Here is a 22075-nt window from a genome sequence, read left to right as displayed (position 1 = left end):
ACCGGAGAGACGCTTTCATGATCGCCCTTCGTCCGCTCGCCGTGCTGCTCGCAGGGAGTCTGGCTCTGGCCGGGCCGGCCCTGGCTCAATCCCCGACGAGCCGATCGAAGACGGTCGCCCCCGGCAAGACGGTGCGGCTCGAGATCGCTCCGAACCTTAAGAAGGACTGCTCGCCCGGCCCGATGCCCGAATTCAAGGTCTCCGGGCCGCCGAAGAACGGTTCGGTGATCACCAAGGTTGGCAAGCTGAAGACCCCGGCGAGCTACCGCTGCCCCAACAAGGAGGCCTCGGTCCAAGCGTTGTTCTATCAGCCCAATGCCGGCTTCACGGGTACCGACGAAGTCACCTTCGAGGTGAGAGCCTCCGACGGGCAAGTCCAGACGCAGACCGTGAAAATCACGGTCGGTGGAAGCGGTGCCAAATCCGGAGACGATGCCAAGAAAGAGGGCACCGATTTGTGAGTCGCGGCGAACAACTGCGGCACCTGCGCAGTTTTTCGGCTCTCGACACATGCCCAAAGGCGGCACAGACTCTGGTTTGCGCCGCCGTCATGGCCGGAGAGTGTTGCATGCAATCGACATGCCCGGCGACATGCTCGCCGCACTGCGACAAAAGCGGGCCTGTCGGTTGCATCCGAGCCGAGACAGGATGAAGCTGTCACGGTCTGAGAGGGTTATCGAATGCCGATGCATGCGACGAACGACCTTTTCCAGAGCTTCGCCCGAGGCTACGAGGCCCGCCGCGACACGGAGATGACGCTCTCCGAGTATCTCGAAGCCTGTCGCGACGAGCCCCTGATGTACGCCTCGGCCGCCGAGCGGATCCTGGCGGCGATCGGCGAGCCCGAATTCGTTGATACCTCGAAGGATTCGCGCCTCGGCCGGATCTTCATGAACCGGACGATCCGGACGTATCCGGCTTTCCGGGAGTTCTACGGGATGGAGGAGACGATCGAGCGGATCGTCTCGTTCTTCCGCCACGCCGCGCAGGGCTTGGAGGAGCGCAAGCAGATCCTCTACCTGCTCGGGCCCGTGGGCGGCGGCAAGTCGTCCCTCGCCGAGCGGCTGAAGCTGCTGATGGAGGTCCACCCCGTCTACGTGCTCAAGGCCGGGGACGAGGTCTCGCCGGTCTTCGAGAGCCCGCTGGGCCTGTTCGACCCCGACACGATGGGCGAGGAGATCCAGAAGCGCTACGGCGTCCCGCGCCGGCGGCTCACCGGCCTGATGAGCCCCTGGGCACTCAAGCGCCTCGACGAGTTCAACGGCGACATCTCGCGCTTCAAGGTGATCAAGGTCCGGCCCTCGCGCCTGCGCCAGATCGCCATCGCCAAGACCGAGCCGGGCGACGAGAACAACCAGGACATCTCCTCGCTGGTCGGCAAGGTCGACATCCGTCGCCTCGAGACCCTGTCGCAGGCGGATCCCGACGCCTACTCGTATTCGGGCGGCCTGAACCGGGCGAACCAGGGCGTTCTCGAATTCGTCGAGATGTTCAAGGCGCCGATCAAGATGCTGCACCCGTTGCTCACCGCCACGCAGGAGGGCAACTATGTCGGCACTGAGAATATCGGCGCGATCCCGTTTACCGGCGTGATCCTCGCCCACTCGAACGAGTCCGAGTGGCAGACCTTCAAGACCAACAAGAACAACGAGGCGTTCATCGACCGGATCTACGTGATCAAGGTCCCGTACTGCCTGCGCGTCACCGAAGAGCAGCACATCTACGAGAAGCTGATCTCCGGCTCGGAACTGTCGGATGCGGCCTGCGCGCCCGGCACGCTGGAGATGCTAGCGCGGTTCTCGGTGCTGTCGCGCCTGCGCGAGCACGCCAATTCCAACGCCTTCTCGAAGATGCGGGTCTATGACGGCGAGTCCCTGCGCGAGGTCGATCCGCGCGCTCGCTCGATGCAGGAATACAAGGACACGGCCGGCGTCGACGAGGGCATGGACGGGATCTCGACCCGCTTCGCCTTCAAGGTCCTGGCTGCGACCTTCAACCATGACACCACCGAGGTCTCGGCTGACCCGGTGCATCTGATGTACGTGCTGGAGCAAGCGCTCAAGCGCGAACAGCTCCCGCCCGAGACCGAGAAGAAGTATCTGGAATTCATCAAGACCGAATTGGCCCCGCGCTACGCGGAGTTCATCGGCCACGAGATCCAGAAGGCCTATCTCGAATCGTACCACGATTACGGCCAGAACCTGTTCGACCGCTACATCGACTACGCCGACGCCTGGATCGAGGACCAGGACTTCAAGGATGCCGAGACCGGCCAGCTCATGAATCGCGAGCTGCTGAACCAGGAGCTGACCAAGATCGAGAAGCCTGCGGGCATCGCCAACCCGAAAGATTTCCGCAACGAGGTGGTGAAGTTCGCCCTGCGCTCCCGGGCGCAGCATGGCGGCCGCAACCCGAGCTGGACCTCCTACGAGAAGCTGCGCGAAGTGATCGAGCGGCGGATGTTCTCCCAGGTGGAGGAATTGCTGCCGGTGATCTCCTTCGGCTCCAAGAAGGATGGCGACACCGAGAAGAAGCACGGCGAGTTCGTCGAGCGGATGGTGTCGCGCGGCTACACCGAGCGGCAGGTCCGCCGTCTGGTGGAATGGTACATGCGGGTGAAGCAGGCCGGCTGAGGGACGACGGGGCCCGGTCAGTCGGGCCCCGTTCCGACCCTCCACCGCCACAGTTTCGGACGACCGGCCGGTGACGATGTCGGCCCTGCTGCGAACCTGGGATCCTTTCTTCCGGCCGCAGCATGGTACGACAAGGGTCGGAACCCGGCCGGCACACGCGGACGAGGGTTTTCGCAGCGGATGCACATCGTCGACCGACGTTTGAACCCGGGCGGCAAGAGCCTCCCCAACCGCCAGCGCTTCCTGCGCCGCGTCAAGGACGTGGCCCAGCGCGCTGTGCGCGAATCCGCCCGCGAGAAGGACATCAAGGATCTGGGCAAGGACGGCCGGGTCACGGTACCGGCCGATGGCGTGCGCGAGCCGCGCTTCTCCCGCCAGCCGGGTACCGGGCTTCAGGACCACATCCTGCCGGGCAACAAGACCTACGTGGAGGGCGACACGATCGAGCGGCCGCCGGGCGGCGGTGGCGGGCGTGGCTCCGGCGAGGGCGGGGATGGCGGCGAGAACAGCGAGGACGCGTTCCGCTTCGTGCTCACCCGCGAGGAGTTCCTGGAGCTGTTCCTCGAGGATCTGGAATTACCGGACCTCGCCAAGCGGCGGCTGGCGGTGGTCGAGACCGAGGGTCTGCGCCGGGCCGGCTACACCGTGACGGGCTCGCCCGCCAACCTGGCGCTGACCCGCACGCTGCGCAATTCGATGTCCCGGCGGATCGCCCTCAAGCGGCCGAAGCCCGAGGAGGTCGCGGCCCTGCAGGCGAAGCTCGACGCGCTGTCGGAGGGTGACCCCGAACGCGCAGAGCTGGAGCAGGCGCTGCTGAAGCTTCGCGAGCGGGCCAAGCGCATCCCGTATGTCGACCCGCTCGACCTGCGCTTCCGCCGGTTCGAGCCCTACCCACGGCCGATCGCGCAAGCGGTGATGTTCTGCCTGATGGACGTGTCCGGCTCGATGACCGAGCACATGAAGGACCTCGCCAAGCGGTTCTACATCCTGCTGCACATCTTCCTGACACGCCGCTACCGGCACGTGGAGATCGTGTTCATCCGCCACACCGACCGGGCGACCGAGGTGGACGAGGAGACCTTCTTCGGCTCCCGGGAGACCGGGGGCACGCTGGTCTCGTCGGCGCTGGTCGAGATGAAGCGCATCATCGCCGAGCGCTATGACCCCAACGACTGGAACATCTACGCCGCCCAGGCCTCGGACGGCGACAACGTCTCCTCGGACGGGCCGACCTCCACGGAGCTCTTGCGGGCGCATATCCTGCCGGCCTGCCAGCACTTCGCCTATCTGGAGGTGGGCGACGAGAACGGCCCGCGCGCCGGCTTCGTGGAGCACCGCACCACCCTGTGGCGGACCTATGAGGCGATCGCCAAGTCCGGCGGCCCAATCGCCATGCGCAAGGTCAACCACCGGCGCGAGATCTACGCGGTCTTCCGCGAGCTGTTCGGCCGCCAGGATGCGCGGGCGGAGGCGGAGGGGTGATAATGACCCGCGCCGCATCTTCCTCCCCCCTCTGCGGGGGAGGGTGGGCCCCGAAGGGGGTCGGGAGAGGGGAGCGCCATATCCGGAATGGGCACGACGGATCCCGCCTCCTAAACCGTCGCGCTGCCCCTCTCCCGACCCTCGCTGACGCGAGGCCCACCCTCCCCCGCAAAGGGGGGAGGGAGTCCCCATCCCGCGTTCTTGTGGGGCCGGGTCCAAAAAAACGGGAGGCCGCATGACGCTCGTCAAGGCACGCACGCCCCAGATCATCTCCGGCAGCCAGAAACCCCTGTTCATCGGCAACGACTGGGATTTCGACACGATCCGGCGCATCCACGACGCGTGCGAGGCCATCGCCGGGCCGCAGCTCGGCCTGTCGTGGTATCCGAACCAGATCGAGATCATCACGGCCGAGCAGATGCTCGACGCCTACGCGTCGATCGGCATGCCGCTGTTCTACAAGCACTGGTCGTTCGGCAAGCACTTCGCCCAGCACGAGGCCGGCTATCGCCGCGGCCTGATGGGGCTCGCCTACGAGATCGTCATCAACTCCGACCCGTGCATCTCCTACGTGATGGAAGAGAACACGGCGACGATGCAGACGCTGGTCATCGCGCACGCCGCCTTCGGCCATAACCACTTCTTCAAGAACAACTATCTGTTCCGGCAATGGACCGACGCCGAAGGCATTCTGGACTATCTGGATTTCGCGAAAGGCTTCATCACCCGCTGCGAGGAGCGCTACGGCCATCAGGCGGTGGAGCAGGTGCTCGACGCCGCCCATGCGCTGATGAGCCAGGGCGTCCACCGTTACCCGCGCAAGAAGCGGCCGGACCTCGCCTCCGAGCAGCGGCGCGAGCGGGAGCGGATCGAGCACGGCGAGCAGATCTACAACGACCTCTGGCGTACCCTGCCGCAGAAGATCGGCACCGTGCGGCCGGACTTGGCGGCGGAACGGCGCAAGGCGCTCCTCGAACTACCGCAGGAGAATATTCTCTACTTCCTGGAGAAGGTCGCCCCGCGCCTGCGGCCGTGGCAGCGCGAGATCCTGCGCATCGTCCGCTTGGTCGCCCAGTATTTCTACCCACAGCGCCAGACCAAGGTGATGAACGAGGGCTGTGCCACCTACAGCCACTACCGAATCATGAACGCCCTGTCGGAATCCGGGCAGATCACCGAGGCGGCCTACCTCGAGTTTCTGCAATCCCACACCAACGTCATCCGGCAGCCGAACTACGACGACCGTTCCTATGGCGGTCATAACCCCTACGCGATCGGCTTCGCGATGATGCAGGACATCGCCCGCATCGTGGAGCAGCCGAGCGACGAGGACCGGGCTTGGTTCCCCGAGATCGCCGGCACCGGCGACGCCATGGCGGTCCTGCGCGACTGCTGGGAGAATTACCGGGACGAGAGCTTCATCCAGCAATTCCTCTCGCCCAAGCTGATGCGCGACCTGCGCCTGTTCCACGTGGTCGACGACCCCGATGAGCCGGAATTGCGGGTGGAGGCGATCCACGACGAGCGCGGCTACCGCAAGATGCGCCGCTCCTTTGCCCGGCAATACGACGTGGCGTGGCTCGATCCGGATATCGAGGTGGTGGATGTGGATCTCGAAGGGGATCGTCGCCTGATCCTGCACCACAAGGCGATCAACAAGATCACCCTGCAGAAGGACGACGCCAAGCGGGTGTTGCAGCACCTCGCCGACCTCTGGGGCTACGACGTGGTGCTCAAGGAGGTCGAGCCTGCCACCGGCACGGTGCTGGGCGAGATCACCGCCAGCGCGCGGCCGATTTTTTTCTGATCCAGGAGACTTCCCTCCCGCACCCTCATCCTGAGGTGTTTGGTCGGGAGCAGCCCGAGATTGCCTTGGCGGTACGGCCGTGCTGCTTGACGCGATGACCGCTACGATCCTCACCCTCGAAGAAACCAGCAATTTTCTCGACCAGGAATTCCCGCAGATGCAGGCGGGCGGGCGCGCCTACCATCTCGAAGCCGTGGGCCCGCTTACGGCACGGATGCGATTGGAAGCGCAGGAGCGCTTCCTGCGCCCCGGCGCGACGGTCTCGGGGCCGGCCATGATGGCGTTGGCCGATTACGCCCTCTACGCGGCGATCCTCGCCAATATCGGCCCCGTCGCGCTCGCGGTGACCACGAGCCTCAATTTCAACTTCCTGCGCAAGCCGGCCTCCGGGGATCTCCTGGCGGAATGCCGGCTGCTCAAGCTCGGCCGGCGGCTCGCGGTGGGCGAGGTTCTGATCAGCGCGGACGGCAACCCCGACCTCGTCTGCCACGCCACCGGGACCTATTCGATCCCGCCGCGCTGAGCGGATTCAGGCCCGCGCTTCGGCGAGCCGCGCGGCGTAGCGGGCGATCAGATCGACTTCCAGGTTGAGCCGGTCCCCGGCGCGTCGCTCACCCCAGGTGGTGACCTGGAGCGTGTGCGGGATCAGCAGCACCGAGAATCGGTCGTCCTGGACTGAATTCACCGTGAGCGAGGTGCCGTCGAGGCAGACCGAGCCCTTCTCGGCGATGAAATGTTTCACAGCAGCCGGCGCCCGCAGGGTGAAGCGCTCGCTGGCCCCCGAGGCATCAGCCGTGACGCTCGTACGCTCGACGATCTCGGCGAGGCCATCGACATGGCCGGTGACCAGATGGCCGCCGAGTTCGTCGCCGATCTTCAGTGAGCGTTCGAGGTTGATCCGCGTGCCCGGCGCCCAGGAGCCGACCGTGGTGCGCATCAAGGTCTCGGCGGCCGCGTCCACCGCGAAGACACAGCCGCCCTCGGCCGGTTGCACCGAGACCGCCGTGAGGCACGGGCCCGCGCAGGCGATCGAGGCGCCGAGCGCGATCGTGGCGGGATCGTAGGAGGTCTGGATCACGATCCGGCGCAGGTCGCCTTCGCCCGAGACCGAGACCACTGTGCCGATGGCGCTGACCAACCCCGTGAACATCGCTTACGTCCTGTTGCGTTCGTAGGTCACGGCCGTGTCGGGACCGAGCTGAAGCCGCTCGGCCTCGCGGAACCGGTCACTCGCCAGAGCGTCCGCCAGAGCGGGCCCCAGCGCCGGAAGGCCCCCGGCCGGCCCCAGCGCCACCGGCCCGGTCACCAGCGTGCAGGTGTCGATCAGATCGGCGCGGACCAGCGCTTCCGCAAGGCGGGGGCCGCCCTCACTGCACAGGCGGGTCAGGCCGCGCTCGCCCAGATGCGCCAGGGCGGCCGGCAGATCGATCCCGCCGGCCGCATCCGCCGGCACGGTGGCGACCTCGACGCCCAGTGCCTCCAGGGCGCGCTTGGCATGGGCCGGGGCGGAGCGGGTGGTCAGCACCAGGGTCGGCGTGTCGCGGGCGGTCCGGGCCAGGACACTCGCCGGCGAGAGCCGCAGATGCGTGTCGAGCACGATCCGCAGGGGCGAGCGCCCGGCGAGCCCCGGCAGCCGTACGGTGAGCGACGGATCGTCGGCCCGGGCGGTGCCGATGCCGATCAGGATCGCATCGGCATGGGCCCGCCAGAGATGGACCGCCCCATCGGCCACCGGCCCGGTGATCCGCAGGCGCTCGGGACCGGCCGCCGCGCAGAAGCCGTCGCGGGTGCGGGCGAGCTTGAGGTGCAGGGCGGGCCGGCCACGCGTCACCCGGGTGACGTGGCCAAGATGGTCGCGCGCCGCCTCATCCCGCATCAACCCGGTCTCGATCGTTACCCCCGCCTGCCGCAGGAGATCGTGGCCGCGACCCGCCACACGCGGGTCGGGATCCTCCAGGGCGCTGACCACCCGGGCGATCCCGGCGGCCAGGATCGCGTTCGTGCAGGGCGGCGTGCGGCCGTGATGCGAGCAGGGCTCCAGGGTGACGTAGAGGGTCGCGCCCCGGGCGGCATCCGCCGCGGCAGCGAGCGCCAGCGGCTCCCCGTGCGGGCGGCCGCCCGGCGCCGTGGCGGCCGTCCCCAGGATGCGGCCTGTGTCGGGCTCGACCACGACGGCACCGACCGACGGATTCGGCCAGGTGCTGCCGAGGCCCCGCCGGCCCAGGGCGAGGGCGAGGCGCATGAAGGTCGTATCGTCGCTCATGTCCGACCGGAGCGGCGGCGTCCCGGGGCCTCGGGCTCCGGCTCCGCCTCCAGGGCGGTCTCGGATACCGGCGGCAGCGTGCCGTCGCTCAGCGTGCCGAGCAGATCCTCGAAATCCTTGGCCTCGCGGAAATTCTTGTAGACCGAGGCGAAGCGCACGTAGGCGACGTCGTCGAGACCCTTGAGCCCCGCCATCACCAACTCGCCGATGACCTCGGAGGTCACCTCGGGCTCACCGGCGCTCTCGAGCTGCCGGGTGATGCCGCTCACCAGCCGCTCGATCCGCTCCGGCGCGACGCTGCGCTTGCGCAGGGCCACGTCGATGGAGCGCTGGAGCTTGTCCCGGTCGAAGGGCACGCGCTTGCCCGAGCGCTTGAGGACCACGACCTCGCGCAGCTGTACCCGCTCGAAGGTGGTGAAGCGGCCCGCGCAATCCGGACAGACCCGGCGGCGGCGGATCGCGGCGCCGTCCTCGGAGGGCCGCGAATCCTTCACCTGGGTCTCGGAGCCGCCGCAATAGGGACAGCGCATGGATGGGGTACCCGGACATGGAAACGGCCGCGGATCGATCCGCGGCCGTTTCCTAGACCACGCATGGCCGGCCCGGAAGGCCGGCCCCGCTCAAGCCTCAGCCGTAGATCGGGAACCGGTCCGTCAGCGCATGGACGCGGGTCTTGACGTCGGCCTCAACCGTGCTGTCACCCGCCTCGCCCTTGGCGACGAGACCGTCCAGCACCTCGACGATGAAGCCGCCGATCTGCTTGAACTCGGCGACGCCGAAGCCGCGCGACGTGCCGGCCGGGGTGCCCAGCCGGATGCCCGAGGTGATCGTCGGCTTCTGCGTGTCGAACGGCACGCCGTTCTTGTTGCAGGTGATGTCGGCCCGCGATAGCGCGGCTTCCGCTGCCTTGCCGGTCAGGCCCTTCCGCTGCAGATCGACCAGCATCAGGTGGTTGTCGGTGCCGCCCGAGGTGATGTCGTAGCCACCGGACATCAGCGTGTCGGCGAGCGCCTTGGCGTTCTCCACCACCTGACGGGCGTAGATCTTGAACTCGGGCTTCAGCGCCTCGCCGAAGGCCACCGCCTTGCCGGCAATGACGTGCATCAGCGGGCCGCCCTGAATGCCCGGGAAGATCGCCGAATTGAACTTCTTGGCGAGCGCCTCGTCGTTCGTCAGGATCATGCCGCCGCGCGGGCCGCGGAGCGTCTTATGGGTCGTCGTGGTGGCGACGTGGGCGTGCGGGAACGGCGACGGATGGACGCCGGCCGCCACGAGGCCCGCGAAGTGGGCCATGTCGACCATGAAGTAGGCGCCGACCGAATCCGCGATCTCGCGGAACTTGGCGAAATCCCAATGGCGCGGGTAGCCCGAGCCGCCGGCGATGATCACCTTCGGCTTATGCTCCTGCGCGAGCTGGGCGACCTGCTCCATGTCGATGCGCTGGTCGTCCCGGCGCACCGTGTAGGAAACCGGCTTGAACCACTTGCCCGAGACGTTCGGCGGAGCGCCGTGGGTCAGGTGACCGCCGGCCGCGAGGTCGAGGCCGAGGAACGTATCGCCGGGCTGCAACAGAGCCAGGAACACGCCCTGGTTGGCCTGGGAGCCGGAATTCGGCTGCACGTTGGCGAAGCCGCAATCGAACAGGCGCTTGGCGCGCTCGATGGCGAGATCCTCGGCGATGTCGACGAACTGGCAGCCGCCATAGTAGCGCCGGCCCGGATAGCCCTCCGCGTACTTGTTGGTCAGCACGGAGCCTTGAGCTTCCAGCACGGCGCGGGAGACGATGTTCTCCGAGGCGATCAGCTCGATCTCATGCTGCTGACGACCGAGTTCCTTGGCCACCGCCTCGGCGATCTCGGGATCGGCATCCGTCAGGGGAGCCGCGAAGAAGCTATTGGAGAAGTGCTTGTCGGCGGCAGTACCGGCGCTCATGGTCAGCCTCTGTTCTGGTAGGGGCAATGCCCGGCCTTTCGTCGGCGTGCACGGGCGGGCGTTGAAAGTCCGATTTCTACACGGGCCGAACCCTCAGGCCAAGCACAGGCCTTTTTTCAGCCGGGATGAAAGAAATTGAAGGCGGCGCTCTTCAAAGCGCTAGGTTGGTCTCGATCAACACCGTCTCAGTCTCGAATGCGGCGGCATGCCACGCCCCGGCGGGGAAGTGGAACACGCTGCCGGCGGTGAACGGCTTGCGGCCCTGCTCGGTCTCAAGGATCCCGGAGCCCGAGACAACCTGTACGAACTGCTCGTGATCGTGGTTGTGGCGCGCGGCGGAGACGCCGGCCGGCACCACCACGCGCACGAGGCTCGCCCCTGCGCCCGGAATCGTGCGTTTGGCGACGCCGTTGGCCGCGACGCTCTCTGCCCGGTCGTCCCAGACGGTCAGGTGGTCGGTCATCCATGGACTCTCCCGGCAGCCGGACAGGATCGGACCGGTACCGGCACGAGATGCGACGCGGATCCGCCGAGGCAACGGCCGCGGGGGCTTCGTCCCTGCGTCACCCGGTCCCGCCCTGGGGCGGGCGCCCGCGCCTGGCCTTCGCGGCCTGCGGCTCGTGTGACCTGCCAGCCTGCGCATCCCGGGGGCCGTCGGCCGTCGTCCCCGTCGAGGGCCAGAAGGTCTCGAACAGGTCCTGCATCGCCCGGATGTTGTTGCCCTGCACCTCGGCCCCGGTGCGCAGCATCTGCTGGAGCATGTCCGAGCCGCCCTCGCCGGGCTTCGCCCCCGGCGGCTTGGGCACCGGCTTGGGGGGCGGGGGCTCGGCGGGCATGAACGCTTTGGCCATCTCGGCCCAGGCCGGGCCGAACGGGAACGGCACGGGCGGCGGCGGCGCGCTCGCCCGCGCCTGGGCGGGCGCAGGCTGCGGCTGGTTCATCAGCACGTGGACGATGCTGGCCACCACGGCACCCGCCATCATCGGCAGCATCTGGCGAAGCACCTGCGCGCCCACGCCGCTCGTGGCCGAGGCCTGCTGCAGCACCCCCTGCAGCAGTTGGGCCGAACCGAACATCTGGCTCAAGGGATCGAGTCCCTGCCGCCCCGCGGGGCGCGCCGCATCGGGGAGGCCGAACATCCGGGTCAGGCTGCTCGGGTCCATGCCGACGCTGCGCTGGAGGCCGAGGGTCAGGGCCGGCATCAGCGCCTCGAAGGCGCGGGCCGTCTGTTCATTCGTCAGGCCGAATTGCTGACCCAGGGCCTGGAACCCGGCTTCGCCCTGGGCCTGGAACATCTCGAGCGGGTTGAACATGACGCCTTGATCCTGGCCCGGTCGGACCAGCCGGGATGGAGCATCGTGACCCGTCGCGCGGGGAAATACCAGTTCCTACCCGCGGAACTTGTGCTCAGTGCGACTCGACCGTCGTGTTCAGCTTGCCGGACCGTGCTGAGCATGGCCCACCGGCAGGGGCGCGACCCGGTGGGGCACCTCCGACGCGCCCGTGGCCGGCAGCAGGTTCGGCCCGGCGCCCTCCAGCCGGTCGACGGTGCGACGCGCGAGCAAAAATCCCAGCACCCCGAAGACCAGCGAGCCGAGCCCCATGCCGGCCACGACCCCCCGGGGGCCGTAGAGCGCGGCACCGAGCAGGCCGGGCGGGATCGTGCCCAGCGTCGCCCGCCCCCAGTTCAGCAGCGTGGAGCGTAAGGGGAAGCCAAGATTGTTGAAGGCGGCGTTGCCCAGGAACAGGAGCCCGTTGAAGAACCAGATCGCGCCGCCGACCTGGCAGAAGAAGCCGAACAGCTCGGCCGCAACCCCGTGCAGGCCGAACAGGGCGGCGATCGGGCCACGGGCGAGCGCCAGGGCGAGCCAGACCGTGCTCACGTAGGCGAGCGTCACCCCGGCGGCGGCCCGCAGGACGCCGCGCATCCGGTCGAACCGGCCCGCGCCCCAGTTCTGCGCGAGGATCGGCCCGATCGCCCCCGACAGGGCGAACAGGCCGCAGAAGGCCACCGGCGTCAGGCGGTCGATCACCGAGGCGGCCGCGACTGCCTCGGCGCCGTAACCGGCATAGAGACGCGCCAGGAACGCGCTCGCCGCCGAGGGCGCGAGGTTGGTGAGGATGGCGGGGCCCGCGACGATCGCCAGGGTAACCGTGTCGCCCCGGAGGTCGGCGCCGCGGGGCCAACCCAGGAGGCCATGTCGGGCGACGCCGCGCAGACCCACCGCCACGAAGGTCACCCGCGCCACGCAGACCGTGATCGCCGCGCCCTCCACGCCGAGGCCGGCGGCGAAGATCAGCACCGGGTCGAGGAGCGCCGTGATCACGGCGCCGGCGAGCGTCACCAGCATCGCCTGCCCGGCCGCGCCGACCGCCCGGAGCAGGCCTGTGAACAACATGCCGGCGGCCAGCAGGGGGTTCGACACCAGGGTGATGTGCAGGAACAGCGTGGCCACCCGCAGGGCCTCGCCGCGTGCGCCGATCAGGGTCAGAAGCGGCTCGGCGTAGAGCGCGATCAGCCCCGCGATCAGGGCGGAGACGAGGGTTCCGAGCGTCAGCGCCGAGGTCGAGAGGCGGCGGGCCGAGGCTAGATCGTGCGCACCCACGGCCCTCCCCACCAGGGCGCCCGCGGCGATCATCAGGCCGATATTCACCGCGGTGGCGGAGAACTGCACGATGCCGGCGAATCCGACCGCCGCGGTGAGGTTCGGGTCGCCCAGCGTCGAGACGTAGAGCAGCGACAGCAGGTCGACGGCGAAGATCGCCAGCAGACCCACCGAGCCGGTGGCGCCCATCACCACGACGTGCCGGAGGATCGAGCCCGTGACGAAGCGGCCGGACTCCGGTGGGGGCAGGCCGTCAGACATCGTGCGCGTCAGGCATCGGGACGATCACGCATCCCGGATGCCGCCTTCCGTCTCCAGCTCCGCCTCCGGATCGCCCTCGGCGGCGTCTACCTCCTGCGGGGCCAGCGCCGGCCTCTCGAGCACGCGCTCGGCCGCCTCGCGCCGGTCGCTGCCCACGAGGTCGCGGGTCTCGGTGCTGAGCGCCCGGGCGGGCCGGACGGGTAAGGTCAGCGGCTCGGGCTTCAGGCCCGCCGCGGCCCCGCGCATCCAGCTGGAGCCGTCCGGCAGGGCGCCCGCCTGCTGCAGGACGAGGCGGGCGATGTCGCGCTTGCGCACGTCGTCGGTCCGGGCGGCCGCGGCCTCCGGCGACAGGCCGAGCGCCTCCAGCGCGGCGCGCCCGAAGGCGAGGGCCGATTCCGCGGTCTCGCGGATCTGGTAGTCGACGTCCCGGTTCATCAGCTCGACCGCGTGCAGGCGGTCGTAGGCCCGCACGAAGGTGCGCACCTCGGAGAACTCCTCGTGCACGATGTCGACGATCTTGAGGGCGCCCTCCCGGTCGTCGACGCAGATGCAGACCAGCTCGACCCGCCCGATGCCCGCGGCGCGCAGCACGTCGAGCCGGGTGCCGTCGCCGTAATAGATGCGGAAGCCGAAGCGCGAGGCTGCGCGCAGCTGCTCCACGTCCTTGTCGATGACGGTGGCGTTGATGCCCTCGGCGAGCAGCACCTGCGTCAGAAGCTGCCCGAACCGCCCGAAGCCGATCACCAGGACGCGGGCGTCGCCGCTCTCGGCGAGTTCAGTCGACGGCTCCTCGATGTCGTGCGTGGTCCGCGCATTGCGCCGCTCGATCAGCTTGTCGAGCCCCTTGGCGGCGATCGGCCCGATCAGCATGGTCAGCGCCGCGAGCGCCACTGCGAAGCGCGTCGCCGTCGCGCCGGTGAGGCCGAGATCCGCAGCCTGCGGCAGCAGTACGAAGGCGAATTCTCCGGCCGGCGCCAGGACGGCCGCGCCGCGCAGCGCCCCGAGCGTGTCCGAGCCGAACAGCCGGAACAGGCCCGCCACCAGGGCGACCTTCACCAAAATGGCGGCGAGCGTCGCCCCGAACAAAGCCGGCCAGACCTCGCGCACGAGATTGCCGTCGATCGACATGCCGACGCTCATGAAGAACAGACCGAGCAGCATGCCGCGGAACGGCTCGATATCGGCCTCCAGCTGATGGCGGAAATTCGACTCGGCGAGCAGGATCCCGGCGAGGAACGCACCCATCGCCATCGAGAGGCCGACCTGTTCCATCAGCAGGGCGGTGCCGAGCACCACCAGCAGGGCGGCGGCCGTCATCACCTCGCGGGCGCCGCTGGCCGCGAGCAGCCGGAAGAACGGGTTCAGGCCGTAGCGGCCGACCAGCACCACCGTCAGGATCGCGGCGACCGCCTTGCCGGTGGAGAGCGCGGCATCCCCCAGCCAGGCCGGGTCGGTCGCCCCACCCGCCGAGGCCAGCAGCGGCATCAGCGCCAGGATGCCCACCACCGAGAGGTCCTGGAACAGCAGCACCGCGAAGGCGCGGGCGCCGTAGGCGCTGTTCAGGTCGCCCCGCTCCTCCAGGAGTTGCAGCGCCACCGCGGTCGCCGACAGGGCCAGCGCGAGGCCGATCACCGCGGCCGCCCCGAAATTCAGGCCCGCCAGCAGGCCGGCCCCGCCCAGCACCAGGGCGCAGACGACCAGCTGCGCGGCGCCCAGGCCGAAGATGTCGCGCCGCATCGAGACCAGTTGCGACAGGTGCAGTTCCAGCCCGACGATGAACAGGAGGAGCACCACGCCGATCTCGGCGACGCTCGCGGCGGTCTCGGGCTCGGCGATCAGCGACAGCCCGGAGGGACCGATCAGCACGCCGGCCACGAGGTAACCGAGCACGGCGCTCTGGCCGATCAGCCGGAAGATCGGCACGCCGATCACCGCCGCCGACAGGAAGGTCAGGACCGGCGGCAGGAAGCTCGCATGTTCGACGGGGCTCGCCATGAAGATCGTCCCGGCGGTTCTTCTACGGTTCGCGCGTGAGCCCTCCGATTAGCGCGGCCGGCGCCGGGATGCGAGCCGCAAGCGCGTGCCGTTCGGCACCGGAGGGAATCGTGCGCGCCGGATCAGCGCAGCAGACGCGGCCGGGCCGGGCGCGAGCCGTCGATGAATTCGAGGCCCCCGGCCGCGCTCAGCATGTGCAGGCGCGAACCCGGCCAGGCCGCTCCAGGCCCGAGCCGGGTCTCAACCCGCTGGGCGTAGCCGTCCTCGTCGAGGCGCAGAATCCGGGCGAGGCCGAGCGCCGCGCCGTAGCCGTTGCGGCAATCCTGCACCGGCCGGATCAGCGCGCCGCCCCGCGCCACGACCGGCCCGGCGGCCCGGGCCGAGCCGACATCGATCAACACCGGGTTTCGGCGGTGCGGCGTCCAGGGGCCACGGAAATGCGGCGCGTGCCAGAGGTGCAGCGTGTCGGAATAGCTGCCTCCGCCGGCCCGGACGGTGGCGAACAGCCACCAGCGTCCCCCGTGGTGCAGCAGGGTCGCGTCGCTCGCCACGACCCCGTCGACCAGCACCGCCTCGTGGACCCAGCCCCGCGGGAAAGCGGTGGCCCGGTAGAGGTCGATCGTCCCGGAGGCGTGGGATTCCGGGATCATCCAGACCTGCCCATCCGCTTCGAAGACGAACGGGTAGGAGAGGTGTGTTTCGAGTTCGAGCACCGGCTCCGGGCGGCCCCGCGGGCCGTCCGCTTCGAAATCGACTGCCGAGATCACGCCCTTGCCGCGACGATAGTCGAACTCCTCGACGAACAGGGTCACGGCCCCGTTCCGGGCGATGGCGAAGGGGTCGGCGTAGAAGCGGCGCCCGTCGTCCGGCAGGTCGTTCCAGCCGCCCTCCGGGTGGCGGCGCAGGTCGATCAGGTCGGGACCGACGACCTGCCGCCAGCCCACCCGCCATTGCGGACCCTGGAAGCAGAGGGCGTAGAGCCGGCGGGCGATCTGCCGGGCGAGCCCCCCGGCGGCGCGCCGCCCGGCCCCGAACCCGTCGAGGTCGAAGGCCCTACCAGGCTGCAGCGGCGCCTCGGCGCCGTCCGGCAGGCTCTGCGATCCGGCCCCGTCGAGGGCGGCGGCGATCAGCGTGATCGTTCGCGCGAGGTAATCCTCGAAGGCGGCGAGCATCACGGTGTGGGATTCCGCCCCGAGGCGGCCGACCGCCACTGGGGCGCCGTTCGGCCCGCGCAGGGCCGCCACCGGTGCCCGGCGGGCGAACAGGGCGGCGAGCAGGCCTGCCTCCCCGGGCAGGCCGTCGAAATCGAGCCGCCAGACCGGCGCGGTGGTCGAGGAGTCGGTCGGGTCGGCGGGGGCGCCCGAGAGGTCGAGAACAATGTCGTCCCCAGTCTTCACAGTCCCGTCCGGCCCGGCCTCGTAGGGCGCGAGGGCGACCGGCTCGGCCGCGGTGGCGAGGCCGGGTCGGGGCAGCCCGTGAATCGCCGCCTCCAGGCGGAACAGCAATTCGGCATTCGCCGGCAGGCCACTGCCCTGCGTGACCCAGGCGATCCGGACGCGCCGGTCCGGATGCTGCCCGAGCTGGTCGAGGAGGCGGATATGCCAGCCGCGCAGGGACCGGCGGTCGAGGCGTACGGTGACGGACCGCGCGGCCGCGCCTGAACGCGGCGGCTGAAGGACGGGACAGGCCGGAGCCCGAATGCCGGCCATCGGTCGGTCCGAGCCGCCGATCACACGCTCCATCAGCCGAGCGGCCTTGGGCTCGGCCTATCGTATTGCGTCACGACGCGCACGGTGAAGGGCCCTGGAAAACGCCCTCAGACGGCCGCCAATACGGTCGATGCGGGCTCGGAAACTGTTGCTTGGCGGCACGATCCAGCAAGACCGATCGGTTGTCCACCACAGCAGGCCGGTCATGCCGGGCGATTCCTGCCAGCGTCATCAAAAATTGATACGTTTCATCCGGCATCGTAAATCTCTGCTGCGCGGCCGAGATACCATGTCGCGCGGTTGATCCGGGCCGCTCGGGAACTCCCCGTTCGGCTGCGCCGTTCGCCGAGTCAGAGGTTTTGGAGACAGGACATGACGCGCAAGACGCTGACGCTTACGGCAATGCTCCTCGTCGCCCTGCCGGGTACGGCCTTCGCGTTCGGTGGCGGCGGCGGCGGTGACAGCGGTAGCGGACTCTCGCCCTACGCGGCGCTCAGCGGCAACGACCGTTCGGCGGGCGTGAACAACGGCAATTATCGCGACCCGGCGCTCGATCCCTACATCCGGACCTATGATCCGGAGGCTGCCGCCCGCTACGCCGCACCGCCGGCTGCCCAGCCGCGGCTGCGCATGCGGCCGTATTACGGCTATCCCTACTGAGACGTCCCGCCTGAGCCGGCCTCCTTACGGGGCCGGCCGTCATCAGAAGCATTCGGACCCTTCGCTGTCCGGATGCGCGTGAGCGTCCAGGCGCCGCCCGAAGGTTTGCAGCCGGTGCCGCGCACGAAGCGGCTGCGCCTAGGCCCGACGATGGACGCCAGGAAGTTGCGGCAGATCAGGTCGTCGGCCACGTAGGGTAGGCCAGTCGGATTGACGGTGCCGTGCAGGCTCGTCTCGGGGTTGTCCCACTTCACGGGGCGCCCGTTGCCCTGCGGATCCAGCGCGACCGTCAGGGCTGCCCGGGCCCGGCGCCAATCCTCCTCGGCGAGATCGTTGCCGAAGCTCAGGGGCCGCTTCTCGATGCTGCCGGTGACGGTGGGCTCCGCGACCTCGCGCGGCGCCTCGCCTTCTCCACGGAAGACCAGCAGCGGCTGGCTGCAGCCGCCCAGGACCAGCATCATCGCCAGCGGCAGTGTGGTCGCACCGAAGCGTGACCGCAGCCGTGGCCCTTTACACGCGCATCGCCGCATTACACCTGACTCACGACGGGCTTTCCGCTCGACCGAACATGCCGATGTCGGTGCCCCCTCAGGCCCCTGGACGCGGCAAGCAGGAGTCTTGGCGTGGATCAGTTAAGGACCGATGACCCGCGAGGGGCGGACTTCACCCAAAGCGACGACCCGGTCGCCCTGTTCTCCGTCTGGATGAAGGAGGCGGAGGCTGCCGAGCCTGAGGATCCGAACGCGATGGCGCTTGCCACTGCCGGCTCAGACGGGCTGCCCGATGTCCGCGTGGTGCTCCTGAAGGGCTTCGATGCGCGCGGCTTCGTGTTCTACACCAATGCCCAGTCCGCCAAGGGCGAGGAGCTGGCGCAGAATCCGCAGGCGGCCCTGGTGCTGCACTGGAAGAGCCTGCGCCGGCAGGTGCGCGCCCGCGGCCAAGTCTCACCGGTGAGCCCGGAGGAGGCGGATGCGTATTTCGCGAGCCGTCACCCGGAGAGCCGCCTCGGCGCGATCGCCAGCCAGCAATCCCGCCCGCTCGCCGACCGCGCCACGCTGATGGGCACGGTGGCGGAACTGGCCGCGCGCTACGGCGACGGACCGATCCCCCGGCCCGCGCATTGGACCGGCTTCCGCATCGCGCCGACGAGCATCGAGTTCTGGCAGAACGGCGATTTCCGCCTGCACGACCGGGTTCGCTTCACCCGGACCGGCGACGGCTGGAACCGGGCGCGGCTCTATCCCTAAGGCTGTCGTCCCGAAACGAAGAGAGCCCCGGCCAAACCGGGGCTCTCGCGTGCGCGGTGCGACGAGGCTCAGGCCTCCTCGCCGTCCTTCTTCTCGTCCTCGGCACCTTCGGCCTCGGCCTCAGCTTCGGCCTTCTCCTCAGCGGCCTCGGCCGACTGTGCCTCGGCGATGGCGGCCTCTTCGGCCTCCACCTCGGCGCCGAGCACGGTCGGCGGCACGATGTTGGCGACCGGGTCGGTCTGCTCGCCGGTGTAGGTACCGGCCGGGATCTTGATGTCGGAGACGTGGATCACGTCGCCGATCTGCCGGCCGGTCAGGTCGACCTCGATCGCGTCGGGGATCTGGTCGGGGGCGACGTCGAGGGCCAGCGTGTGGGACACGATGTTGAGGGTGCCGCCGCCCTGCTTGATGCCGGGGGCCTCGTCCTCGTTGATGAAGTGCACCGGCACCTCAACCGTGACAGTCTGGCCCGAGACGACGCGCAGGAAATCGACGTGCAGCGGGACGCCGCTCACCGGGTCGAGCTGGAAGTCGCGCGGGATCGCGCGGATCTTCTTGCCACCGGCGTTGATCTCGAACAGCGTGGTCTTGAAGCCGCCAGCGTAGATCAGGGTGCGGGCGCGGACGAGGTCGACCGCGATGGATTCCGGCGGCTGGCCGCCCCCGTAGATGACGGCGGGAACTTGGCCTTGGCGACGAACGGCCCGGGCGGCCCCCTTGCCGACCCGGTCGCGTGCCACGGCCTCAAGCGTCTTTACTGCGCTCATGGCGTGATCCTTCAGATGATAATGGGATCCGGAAAACGAAAAAGCCGCCCGACGCGGACGGCTGTGACCTTCCCGGCGCGCCCCTGCCTCCAAGGGTGTCGGAGGGCGCGCGGTGCGCATACACGGATGAGGTGGAATTGGCAATGTTCGGGTGGGGCTCCTACGCGGCCGCGAGGCCTCGCCGAAGGATGATGCCGATTGCCTCCTCGCGGCTCGGCCGCTCCGGTCTCGACAAACGCCACGCATCGATCGCGCCGAGCACATCCCCGGGGATCGTTGACGCATCGTCTGGCTGGGGCGCGGACGCTGCCACACCGAACTTGCGCAGGGCGAAGGGCGAGTCGCTATCCGGCATCAGATGCAGGGTGACGGAGACTTGATCGCCACTCGCAAGGCGATCGACGGTGTCGTGCGCGTCTCGCAAGTCCAGGCCGAAGGCCATTAGCGCTCGCACGAGGCTGACGGGTTGCTCGATTGGGCTCGACGCCTGGAGCACGAGTTCAACGGGGATACCGGAAGGGCGGTGGTCGGCGCCCTCGTTTCGGTCCCGCCCCCGTCGTTCGAGTGCCTCCTTCAATGACGATCGCATCGACTTCAGCCTCTCTCAAGATCGCCGCACCGATCGCGTTGAGCCGAACCCGCCCGAGGGCGCCCGTGTGCAGCCCCTGGATATGGGCACGACGAAAATACAATGTTTGGCCGATCTGCTCCAGTTCGCCCACCGCCTGCAGCCGCCCGATAGGAGTCTCAATCTCGATCAGGACCGTATTTCCACGGCCGTAATCGAGAATCGTGACCGCAACGGATCCGGCCAGCCACACAAGCGACCCTCATCGACTCGCATGTAAGCAGGATGAGATGGCAAGCGACCTACGGCAACCCCGCCAGCGCCCGCCGCGCCCGGCGCTTCTGCAGCCACAGGGTCAGGCCGAGCGCCGTGCCGATCACCAGGGCCGAGACCGTGGTGGTCACCGTGCCGAGCGCGTAGATCTCGGGCGTTGTCACGGTGGTGGTCAGTCCCTGCAACTCCAAAGGCAGCGTGTTGCGGCCGCCGATCGCCTGGCTGGTGCGGGCGAGCTCGTCGAACGACAGGGTGAAGCCGAACAGTGCGACGCCAACCAACGCGGGCGCAAGAATCGGCACCACCACGTGGCGGAGCGTCTGCGGGCCGCTGGCGCCGAGGTCGCGGGCGGCCTCCTCGTAGGCCGGGTCGAACCGGTTGAACACCGCGAACATGATCAGCAGGCCGAAGGGCAGCGTCCAGGTGAGGTGCGCGCCGAGCGCCGAGCTGTAGAGGCCCATCAGGGTGCCGTGGTCCTGCAGGAATCCCCAGCCGGTGGCGGCGGCGAGCGCCTTGATGGCGTCGTCGAGGAGCCGGAACTCCAGCCCGATGCCCAGGGAGACCACGATGGAGGGCACGATCAGGCTCGACACCGCCAGGGCGAAGACGAGGCCGGCGCCGCGAAAGCCTTTGCGGAAGGCGAGGCCGGCAAAGAACGCGATCGTCACGGTGAGCGCCATCACCACGAGGCCGAGCGCCAGGGAGCGCCGGAGCGCTGCCCAGATGTCGACGACGCCGACGCCCGCCCACAGCTTGGCGAACCAGTGGGTCGAGATGCCGTTCATCGGGAAGGTCAGGCCGCCGGACGGGCCCTGGAAGCTCAGCGCCAGGATCGTCAGCGTCGGCCCGTAGAGGAACAGGACGTAGAGGGCGAAGAGTCCAGCAAGCCCGTAGAAGGCAAGGCCGCGGGGCTGGTCCATCGCTACAGCTCCCGCCGGAGGTCGATCATCCGGGTCAGCCCCAGGATCATCAGCAGCACCGCGGCGAGCAGCACCATGGCGTTGGCGGCGGCGGCCGGGAATTGCAGATAGGCCATCTGCACCTGGATCACCTTGCCGACGCTGGCGATTTGCTGGCCACCCATGACGCCCACGGTGACGAAGTCGCCCATCACCAGGGTCGTCACGAAGATCGTCCCGATCGCGATGCCGGGCTTGGCGAGCGGCAGGATCACGTTCCAGAGGATCTGTGCGCCGGACGCACCGCCGTCGCGCGCCGCCTCGATCAGCCGCCGGTCGATGCGGGCGAGGCTGTTGAAGATCGGCACGATCATGAACACCGTGTCGAGGTGCACGAAGGCCAGCACCACCGCGAAGTCGGAGTAGAGCAGGCCCTCGATCGGCTCGCGGATCAGCCCGAGGGTGCGGAGCGTGTCGTTGATGAGGCCGTTGCGGCCGAGCAGCGGGATCCATGAGATCATGCGGATCACGTTGGAGGTCCAGAACGGGATCGTGCAGAGCAGGAACAGGCCCATCCGCACCGTGCCGGAGCGGATGTGGAAGGCGAGGAAGTACGCGATGGCGAAGCCCAGCGGCAGGGTGATGGCCAGCGTCAGCACGACGAACTTCACCGTCGAGAGGTAAGTCCGCACAGTGGTGCAGAGGTCGGCCGACAGGCAGCCGTCGAACACGTCGACGTAGTTCTGCAGGGTCAGCGCCGGGATGATCTCGTACTCGTTGTACTCCCAGAGCGAGACGATCCCGGTGAGCACCAGCGGCACCACGAGGAAGACCAAGAAGACGAGGGCCAGCGGCGCGGCTTGAAGATAGGCGAGGGCGCGGCGCGGGCGGGGCGCTGTCGCGGCGGGCGCTGCGGCCACCGTGGCAGGGGCAGGCAGAGCGAGATCGGTCATCGGGTTCGCCCTGCGCGCGC

At 68.9% G+C, this 22075-nt stretch carries 22 protein-coding genes; 7 read left to right on the top strand and 15 right to left on the bottom strand.

What is annotated here, in order from left to right:
- The first annotated feature begins 17 nt into the window (after positions 1 to 17).
- From MKK84_RS09945 to MKK84_RS09925, 5 genes are all read left to right on the top strand, one after another.
- Positions 18 to 461 (top strand): cadherin-like domain-containing protein, encoded by a 444-nt coding sequence (locus MKK84_RS09945; protein WP_243919238.1) that lies wholly within the window; start codon positions 18 to 20, stop codon positions 459 to 461.
- Positions 462 to 680: 219 nt separating this feature from the next.
- Positions 681 to 2633: a PrkA family serine protein kinase gene (locus tag MKK84_RS09940; protein WP_243919237.1), complete on the top strand. Its 1953-nt coding sequence runs from the start codon at positions 681 to 683 to the stop codon at positions 2631 to 2633.
- A gap of 180 nt (positions 2634 to 2813) precedes the next feature.
- Entirely contained in the window at positions 2814 to 4115 is a 1302-nt protein-coding gene (locus tag MKK84_RS09935) for a YeaH/YhbH family protein (RefSeq protein ID WP_243919224.1), read from the top strand.
- A 235-nt stretch (positions 4116 to 4350) separates the two neighbouring features.
- Positions 4351 to 5922 carry a SpoVR family protein gene (locus MKK84_RS09930; RefSeq protein ID WP_243919222.1) on the top strand — a complete coding sequence of 524 codons (1572 nt, stop codon included), beginning with the start codon at positions 4351 to 4353 and terminating at the stop codon, positions 5920 to 5922.
- A gap of 94 nt (positions 5923 to 6016) precedes the next feature.
- A complete protein-coding gene (locus tag MKK84_RS09925; protein WP_243919220.1) occupies positions 6017 to 6445 on the top strand; it encodes a PaaI family thioesterase in 429 nt (142 codons plus the stop codon).
- Between the two features lie 6 nt (positions 6446 to 6451).
- On the opposite strand, the gene MKK84_RS09920 is transcribed toward MKK84_RS09925, so the two are convergent.
- The 9 genes from MKK84_RS09920 to MKK84_RS09880 form a co-directional block, all read right to left on the bottom strand.
- Positions 6452 to 7072 (bottom strand): riboflavin synthase, encoded by a 621-nt coding sequence (locus MKK84_RS09920; protein WP_243919218.1) that lies wholly within the window; start codon positions 7070 to 7072, stop codon positions 6452 to 6454.
- A gap of 3 nt (positions 7073 to 7075) precedes the next feature.
- On the bottom strand, positions 7076 to 8185 hold the full coding sequence (gene ribD / locus MKK84_RS09915; protein ID WP_243919216.1) for a bifunctional diaminohydroxyphosphoribosylaminopyrimidine deaminase/5-amino-6-(5-phosphoribosylamino)uracil reductase RibD: 1110 nt from the start codon (positions 8183 to 8185) through the stop codon (positions 7076 to 7078).
- The gene (gene nrdR, locus MKK84_RS09910) at positions 8182 to 8715 is read right to left on the bottom strand and encodes a transcriptional regulator NrdR (RefSeq protein ID WP_243919214.1); all 534 of its coding nucleotides are present in this window, start codon (positions 8713 to 8715) and stop codon (positions 8182 to 8184) included. The genes ribD and nrdR overlap by 4 nt, the downstream gene beginning before the upstream one ends.
- 97 nt (positions 8716 to 8812) lie before the next feature.
- Positions 8813 to 10117, bottom strand: a complete 1305-nt coding sequence (glyA, locus tag MKK84_RS09905; protein ID WP_243919212.1) for a serine hydroxymethyltransferase — start codon at positions 10115 to 10117, stop codon at positions 8813 to 8815.
- 151 nt (positions 10118 to 10268) lie between these two features.
- The gene (locus MKK84_RS09900) at positions 10269 to 10580 is read right to left on the bottom strand and encodes a cupin domain-containing protein (protein ID WP_243919210.1); all 312 of its coding nucleotides are present in this window, start codon (positions 10578 to 10580) and stop codon (positions 10269 to 10271) included.
- Between the two features lie 100 nt (positions 10581 to 10680).
- Complete coding sequence (locus MKK84_RS09895) at positions 10681 to 11430, bottom strand: DUF937 domain-containing protein (protein ID WP_243919209.1); 750 nt, start codon at positions 11428 to 11430, stop codon at positions 10681 to 10683.
- Positions 11431 to 11547: 117 nt separating this feature from the next.
- Positions 11548 to 12984 carry an MATE family efflux transporter gene (locus MKK84_RS09890; RefSeq protein WP_243919208.1) on the bottom strand — a complete coding sequence of 479 codons (1437 nt, stop codon included), beginning with the start codon at positions 12982 to 12984 and terminating at the stop codon, positions 11548 to 11550.
- Positions 12985 to 13008: 24 nt separating this feature from the next.
- A complete protein-coding gene (locus MKK84_RS09885) occupies positions 13009 to 14979 on the bottom strand; it encodes a monovalent cation:proton antiporter-2 (CPA2) family protein (protein ID WP_243919207.1) in 1971 nt (656 codons plus the stop codon).
- Positions 14980 to 15101: 122 nt separating this feature from the next.
- Positions 15102 to 16721: a formyl transferase gene (locus MKK84_RS09880; protein WP_243919206.1), complete on the bottom strand. Its 1620-nt coding sequence runs from the start codon at positions 16719 to 16721 to the stop codon at positions 15102 to 15104.
- Between the two features lie 339 nt (positions 16722 to 17060).
- Here MKK84_RS09880 and MKK84_RS09875 point away from each other — a divergent pair, with 339 nt between their 5' ends.
- Positions 17061 to 17348 carry a hypothetical protein gene (locus MKK84_RS09875; RefSeq protein WP_243919205.1) on the top strand — a complete coding sequence of 96 codons (288 nt, stop codon included), beginning with the start codon at positions 17061 to 17063 and terminating at the stop codon, positions 17346 to 17348.
- Here the strand turns inward: MKK84_RS09875 and MKK84_RS09870 are convergent.
- Positions 17342 to 17878 carry an RT0821/Lpp0805 family surface protein gene (locus tag MKK84_RS09870; protein WP_243919204.1) on the bottom strand — a complete coding sequence of 179 codons (537 nt, stop codon included), beginning with the start codon at positions 17876 to 17878 and terminating at the stop codon, positions 17342 to 17344. The two genes, MKK84_RS09875 and MKK84_RS09870, sit on opposite strands and share 7 nt — an antisense overlap.
- A 93-nt stretch (positions 17879 to 17971) precedes the next feature.
- Between MKK84_RS09870 and pdxH the strand changes: the two genes are divergently transcribed.
- Entirely contained in the window at positions 17972 to 18595 is a 624-nt protein-coding gene (gene pdxH, locus MKK84_RS09865) for a pyridoxamine 5'-phosphate oxidase (RefSeq protein ID WP_267357748.1), read from the top strand.
- 68 nt (positions 18596 to 18663) lie between these two features.
- Here the strand turns inward: pdxH and MKK84_RS09860 are convergent, their stop codons facing one another.
- From MKK84_RS09860 to MKK84_RS09840, 5 genes are all read right to left on the bottom strand, one after another.
- On the bottom strand, positions 18664 to 19362 hold the full coding sequence (locus tag MKK84_RS09860) for a 50S ribosomal protein L25/general stress protein Ctc (RefSeq protein ID WP_243919203.1): 699 nt from the start codon (positions 19360 to 19362) through the stop codon (positions 18664 to 18666).
- Between the two features lie 160 nt (positions 19363 to 19522).
- Positions 19523 to 19804: a hypothetical protein gene (locus MKK84_RS09855; RefSeq protein WP_243919201.1), complete on the bottom strand. Its 282-nt coding sequence runs from the start codon at positions 19802 to 19804 to the stop codon at positions 19523 to 19525.
- Positions 19805 to 19862: 58 nt separating this feature from the next.
- Complete coding sequence (locus MKK84_RS09850) at positions 19863 to 20183, bottom strand: hypothetical protein (protein ID WP_243919199.1); 321 nt, start codon at positions 20181 to 20183, stop codon at positions 19863 to 19865.
- A gap of 49 nt (positions 20184 to 20232) precedes the next feature.
- The gene (locus MKK84_RS09845; RefSeq protein WP_243919197.1) at positions 20233 to 21123 is read right to left on the bottom strand and encodes an ABC transporter permease; all 891 of its coding nucleotides are present in this window, start codon (positions 21121 to 21123) and stop codon (positions 20233 to 20235) included.
- Between the two features lie 2 nt (positions 21124 to 21125).
- Entirely contained in the window at positions 21126 to 22055 is a 930-nt protein-coding gene (locus tag MKK84_RS09840; RefSeq protein ID WP_243919195.1) for an ABC transporter permease, read from the bottom strand.
- Positions 22056 to 22075 lie beyond the last annotated feature (20 nt).

The organism is Methylobacterium sp. E-065 (assembly GCF_022829605.1).
Lineage (GTDB): Bacteria > Pseudomonadota > Alphaproteobacteria > Rhizobiales > Beijerinckiaceae > Methylobacterium.
This window is presented reverse-complemented; position numbering and strand designations above follow the sequence as displayed.